The organism is Treponema sp. UBA753 (assembly GCF_002297325.1).
Taxonomy (GTDB): Bacteria; Spirochaetota; Spirochaetia; order Treponematales; family Treponemataceae; genus Treponema_D.
In genome coordinates, this window is the sequence record NZ_DBKJ01000015.1 from 11,656 (window position 1) to 16,136 (window position 4,481).

Consider the following 4,481-nt stretch of genomic DNA (forward strand, 5'->3'; position numbering starts at 1 on the left):
AAACCGAATTTGTGCTCGACAATTCCCTTTTCATCATTTACCACAAATTTCTCATCAAGATTATTTTGCGAACGGTGAGCTTCATCGCTTATGCAGATAATGTTTGAGCGGTCTGAAAGAAGCTTTGTGTCCTCGCTGAATTTTTGAATCGTTGTAAGATAAATGCCGCCGCTCTGACGGTCGCGAAGTTTTTCGCCAAGACTGGAACGGCTTTCTATTGTTTCAATATTCTGGTCGCCGATATAATTCTTTGATTTAAGAAAAAGTTTTCCAAGCTGGTCGTCCAAATCAGTCCTGTCGGTAATAACAATGATGGTCGGACTTTTAAGCGAAGTTGCTTTCATCAATAGCCGGCTCAAGAAAACCATAGTGTAACTTTTGCCGCAGCCTGTCGCACCAAAATAAATTCCGCCCTTGCCGTTGCCGTTTGGTTTTATAGAAGATTTTATGCTTTTAAAAAGTTTTGTTGCCGCAAAGAACTGCGGATAACGGCAGACGATTTTTAGCTCATTGTCGCTTGAATCCGGAAAATACAAAAAATCTTTTATGACTGCAAGAAGCCGCTCCGGTCTAAAGCAGCCGTTAATCATCGTGATTAAGGAACTGATTCCGTCAACTTCCTTGTCTGCGCTTTCAACTTTGCGCCAGGCATAAAAATATTCATAAGGCGAAAAAATCGAGCCCATCTTGGAATTTGCACCATCGGAAATCACTACAAAAGCGTTGTACTTAAAAAGCTCCGGAATGTCGCGGCGGTAACGCACGGCAAGCTGCTTGTATGCATCCTCAATCGTAGTGTTTTCCCTGATTGCAGACTTGAACTCCAGAACAACAAGCGGAATTCCGTTCACATAAACAATGCCGTCCGGAATACGAAGCTGTTCCCTGCCCTGCACTTCAAGCTGATTCACAATCTGAAAAATATTGTTTTCAGGAGTCTCAAAATCAATCAGATTGATAAAAAGGTCTTTTTGGTCAGAATCATCGCGGCGGATTGTAAAGCCATTGCAGATAAAATCCAAAATCCGCCTGTTTTCATCATACAAATCCGAAGAGACATTTTTGATTTTATTCACAGCTGCCGAGATTTCGCTTTGAGTAATATTCTAGTCTGAATATCGGAACAAAAGAAAATTTCTAAGAACATCAGTCAAAAGAACTTCCGTTTTGTCGTGGTGGATTTCGCTTCCAGTAAGGTGTGCGTAGCCTGCTTTCTCAAACAGTTCAATAATGGAAAGTTCCAGTGCGTGCTCGTCGAATTGCATTTTATCTGTCTCCGGTTTATTTAAATTTCCTGCTGAATGATTCGGCCGTTTTCTTTTTCTGACTTATAAATATCATAAATATAAGAGGGACTTTCAAGATACAAACCTGTTTCAATATTGTTCAGCTTTGAAAAAGTTTCTGATGTGTAAAGCCGCTGCATTGCCTCAAGAACCGGGACTTTAAAATCTTCCATTATAAAAGAAACAACATCATCCGTGATGTATTCAATCAGCTGTTCCTGCTTAGACATTTTCAACCCCAGTTTTTAAAAGATATGACAACGCTTTTTCTGTATGAAACGAATATTGGTCTGTCAATTTCTTGAATTCCATTTCTTTTACTAAAGTTTCAACAGAAATAAGCCCGTCCGAAAACTGCCTGAAAAACTGAATGTCAACATTTGAACCGTGATAAAGCGTCATTGAATCTTGTCTCCGTTTTTCTGGCAAATCTGCGTCATATCAGAAACCGCATCAGCAAAAGAAAGCGTATGCTCAACATCATAAAATTCCGTAAGAAAATCCAAAGCCTTGTGCTCCAGCAGATATAAAAATGACTGAGTTTTAGAAAGCGACTTAGCCTGCGCGAATTCATTCACACACGCGACTGTATACCGGATTTGATTTTGCTCCTGATTTGACATAAGCACAATTCCTATAGATAAATTATAACATACTTTGTGGCATAGGAAAATAATGGAAAAGGGAATGTTCCAATGCGTGCTTATCTAAATGCATATTCAGAATTTCAAAATTTATCCTAATTAATGATAATATTTATTGATTATATTGTGTTGAAAAATTTTGAAAGAATAAAAGGAAAAAATAAAAAAAACGGAATGAATCTGTATCGTAAAACGGCTGGATCCATTCCTTATAGAACATAAACGTTCAAGTTCAATACTCAAAATATATAACAAATTTATTGTTCTGTCAAAATAATTTTTTATATTCTTTGTAAAAACGAAATACAAATACATAAACAGAAACAATATTATTATTTGTTTTATAATATGCCGCATGTTTTCTGCAACGCTTAAAAAAAGCATCCACCTCTTTTAATCTCTTATTTAAAACATTTCTTGTTTTATCCAAAATTTTAAAAACCATAAGAACATCTAAAAAATCTTGAACGACTGGATTAGTCAGATAATGCTTCAGTTTTTTTGTATCTATAAGCGGAAAATTTCTTTTTATTGAATCTCTAAGAGCATTGTTTATAAACGGTTAAGAATACATGAGTTATGAGCCGCAGCATTTCTCATTATTCGGACAGACCATAAATATTGCGACACACTGTTTCCAATTGGAAATCTTTTTATATAGAAATCATAGAATCGAGTAAGTTCACCAAATGAAATAACTTCTACAAAAACCCATATTGGCAAATCCTCGATATTGTTTTTAATAAGTCGAGCAGAATAACCTGAATTATCAGAATGTTCTTTTAAATTATCTTTTATGTCCTTATTTTCCTCAAGAAAATCTGATACAACTTTATATCCGTCATCAGATTCATTTTGTTGAGATGCAGCCAATAATTGGACTTTAATAAAATGCTCAATATCAACAGTCATTTTAAACACAAGTTCTCTAAAATACATATCCAATCTTGCCAAATCTTGAAGATATGAAAAATCCAAACCAGAATATTTATTTCTAACAGGATTTTTTACATAGTTTTTTGCATAAGACTTCAATTTAAAATAATAAGTATTATAAAGCAGATAATTTCTTGCCTCTTCTTCAGATACATATTTAAATGTAATATTCTTAGATTTTATGTCATTGATAATTTCTTCAACCGAAAGTTTTGGCTTTCTATGCATTGTCATTTTCCTCTCTTTGCCTATTTGCAATCTGCGAAACGAGAAGTTGTTTTAACCGAGCAAGTTTTTCAATTTCCTGATAATTATTTTTCAAGTTCTGAATTATCTTTGCAAGATCTGTTTTACTTCTAACTTTTTCATCAGGGACAACAAGCAAAAGTTTTTCGATAAAATCTTTACTTAAATTGTTTTGTGCTCCGCCATTTGACATTAAACTTATTTCTTTCTGATTCGCAAGAAGTACAAAATAAAGATATGCAGAATCATTTAAGTTTTTACAAATCATTCCACAAACAGCCTGATTCGTTGTTGCTTCAATATTCAAATATCCGACTTCACCAGCAGTAACTCCATACATAGCCATAAGAACAGTATCTTTTGGCAACAACTTAGTCGATGTTTCATTCAATGCTTTTTTTGTTATAAACTCTTCAACTGAAATTGTTACATTATTATGAACTTCACCTGACTTTAACCAAGGTATTGTTCCATTCTGCCAATAATCAATTTCTGTTCTTGAAGGAGTTGAACCAGATTTCATTTCCTTGCAAAAATCTTTGACAGATTGAATTTTCATTGAAACATTCAATTTGTCTTTTATTTCTTCAAGTTCATTATCTGTATAATTCAATAATAAATTTGGATTAAAAATCTGCTTTACAATGTTCTTTCCCAATTCAACCAACTTTTCGTTTATCTTCTGTTTAATTTTGATGCGGTTTTCTATTGCGTTGTAGGCATCTACGATTTTCTGCTGCTCTTCGAGTGGAGGAACTGGGAGTTCAACACGGCACATTTCTTCCCAGTCAAATATTTCCCGAACGCTTCCGTGTGATTTGTAACGGGCATAACGGTCAAACTCTGGACGAAGAAACCACAACATCAGATATTCCGGCAAAAGTTTTGAAATATCTATAATTTCAAAAACAGAATAAGAACTTGAAATAATGCATTCCGGTTCTTTAAGCAATGCAATCGTAATTTTTTCGCCATTTCTGGAAGTAACCGGACCATAGGCAAACTGATCTTTCTTTACTACTTTATATGATTTGAAATCAGTTCCGATTGTATTTGCAATTGACTCAATAAAGCATTTGTTGATACTCAATCCCAACAATTTATTTACAGATAAATCTCTATTGCGAATATCAACTTGCCGTATATATTCACCCAGCTTTTTCAATTCACTCATCTACTTCTTTTCTCCAGCTTTTGCTTCTTTTTCCAAAGTCCGTATTGTTTCCAAATACGCCTGTTCAACTGGGGAAAGATTTTTCTGAATGAATTTTTGATATTCTCTTTCTGCTTTTTCAAGAGCCTGCTTATGACTTACCGAGCCTGCGCCTTCCAAGATTTCTTTTCCTGTGCCAGAAAGAATTCTGTCCAG

The 4,481-nt window shown here is 34.7% G+C and carries 7 protein-coding genes and 1 pseudogene; all 8 read right to left on the reverse strand.

The genetic code is table 11. The features are described from left to right. Positions 1–1,076 (reverse strand): type I restriction endonuclease (locus tag B4C08_RS00915; RefSeq protein WP_296662174.1); only part of this gene is annotated, 1,076 nt, incomplete at its 3' end. 30 nt (positions 1,077–1,106) lie between these two features. Next, positions 1,107–1,265: a hypothetical protein gene (locus tag B4C08_RS00920; RefSeq protein WP_296662175.1), complete on the reverse strand. Its 159-nt coding sequence runs from the start codon at positions 1,263–1,265 to the stop codon at positions 1,107–1,109. Between the two features lie 20 nt (positions 1,266–1,285). Then, a complete protein-coding gene (locus B4C08_RS00925; protein ID WP_296662176.1) occupies positions 1,286–1,516 on the reverse strand; it encodes a hypothetical protein in 231 nt (76 codons plus the stop codon). After that, entirely contained in the window at positions 1,509–1,688 is a 180-nt protein-coding gene (locus B4C08_RS00930) for a DUF3990 domain-containing protein (protein ID WP_295797956.1), read from the reverse strand. The genes B4C08_RS00925 and B4C08_RS00930 overlap by 8 nt, the downstream gene beginning before the upstream one ends. After that, on the reverse strand, positions 1,685–1,909 hold the full coding sequence (locus B4C08_RS00935; protein ID WP_296662177.1) for a DUF3791 domain-containing protein: 225 nt from the start codon (positions 1,907–1,909) through the stop codon (positions 1,685–1,687). The genes B4C08_RS00930 and B4C08_RS00935 overlap by 4 nt, the downstream gene beginning before the upstream one ends. A gap of 573 nt (positions 1,910–2,482) precedes the next feature. Next, on the reverse strand, positions 2,483–3,100 hold the full coding sequence (locus tag B4C08_RS00940; RefSeq protein WP_296662178.1) for an Abi family protein: 618 nt from the start codon (positions 3,098–3,100) through the stop codon (positions 2,483–2,485). After that, positions 3,087–4,286: a restriction endonuclease subunit S gene (locus tag B4C08_RS00945; RefSeq protein ID WP_296662179.1), complete on the reverse strand. Its 1,200-nt coding sequence runs from the start codon at positions 4,284–4,286 to the stop codon at positions 3,087–3,089. The genes B4C08_RS00940 and B4C08_RS00945 overlap by 14 nt, the downstream gene beginning before the upstream one ends. Next, a pseudogene (locus B4C08_RS00950) lies at positions 4,287–4,481 on the reverse strand (cell filamentation protein Fic); the annotation flags it as partial.

Coding starts and splice junctions, on each gene's coding strand:
- B4C08_RS00920 (WP_296662175.1), bottom strand. CDS start 1,265: ATGCAATTCGACGAGCACGCACTGGAACTTTCCATTATTGAACTGTTT.
- B4C08_RS00925 (WP_296662176.1), bottom strand. CDS start 1,516: ATGTCTAAGCAGGAACAGCTGATTGAATACATCACGGATGATGTTGTT.
- B4C08_RS00930 (WP_295797956.1), bottom strand. CDS start 1,688: ATGACGCTTTATCACGGTTCAAATGTTGACATTCAGTTTTTCAGGCAG.
- B4C08_RS00935 (WP_296662177.1), bottom strand. CDS start 1,909: ATGTCAAATCAGGAGCAAAATCAAATCCGGTATACAGTCGCGTGTGTG.
- B4C08_RS00940 (WP_296662178.1), bottom strand. CDS start 3,100: ATGACAATGCATAGAAAGCCAAAACTTTCGGTTGAAGAAATTATCAAT.
- B4C08_RS00945 (WP_296662179.1), bottom strand. CDS start 4,286: ATGAGTGAATTGAAAAAGCTGGGTGAATATATACGGCAAGTTGATATT.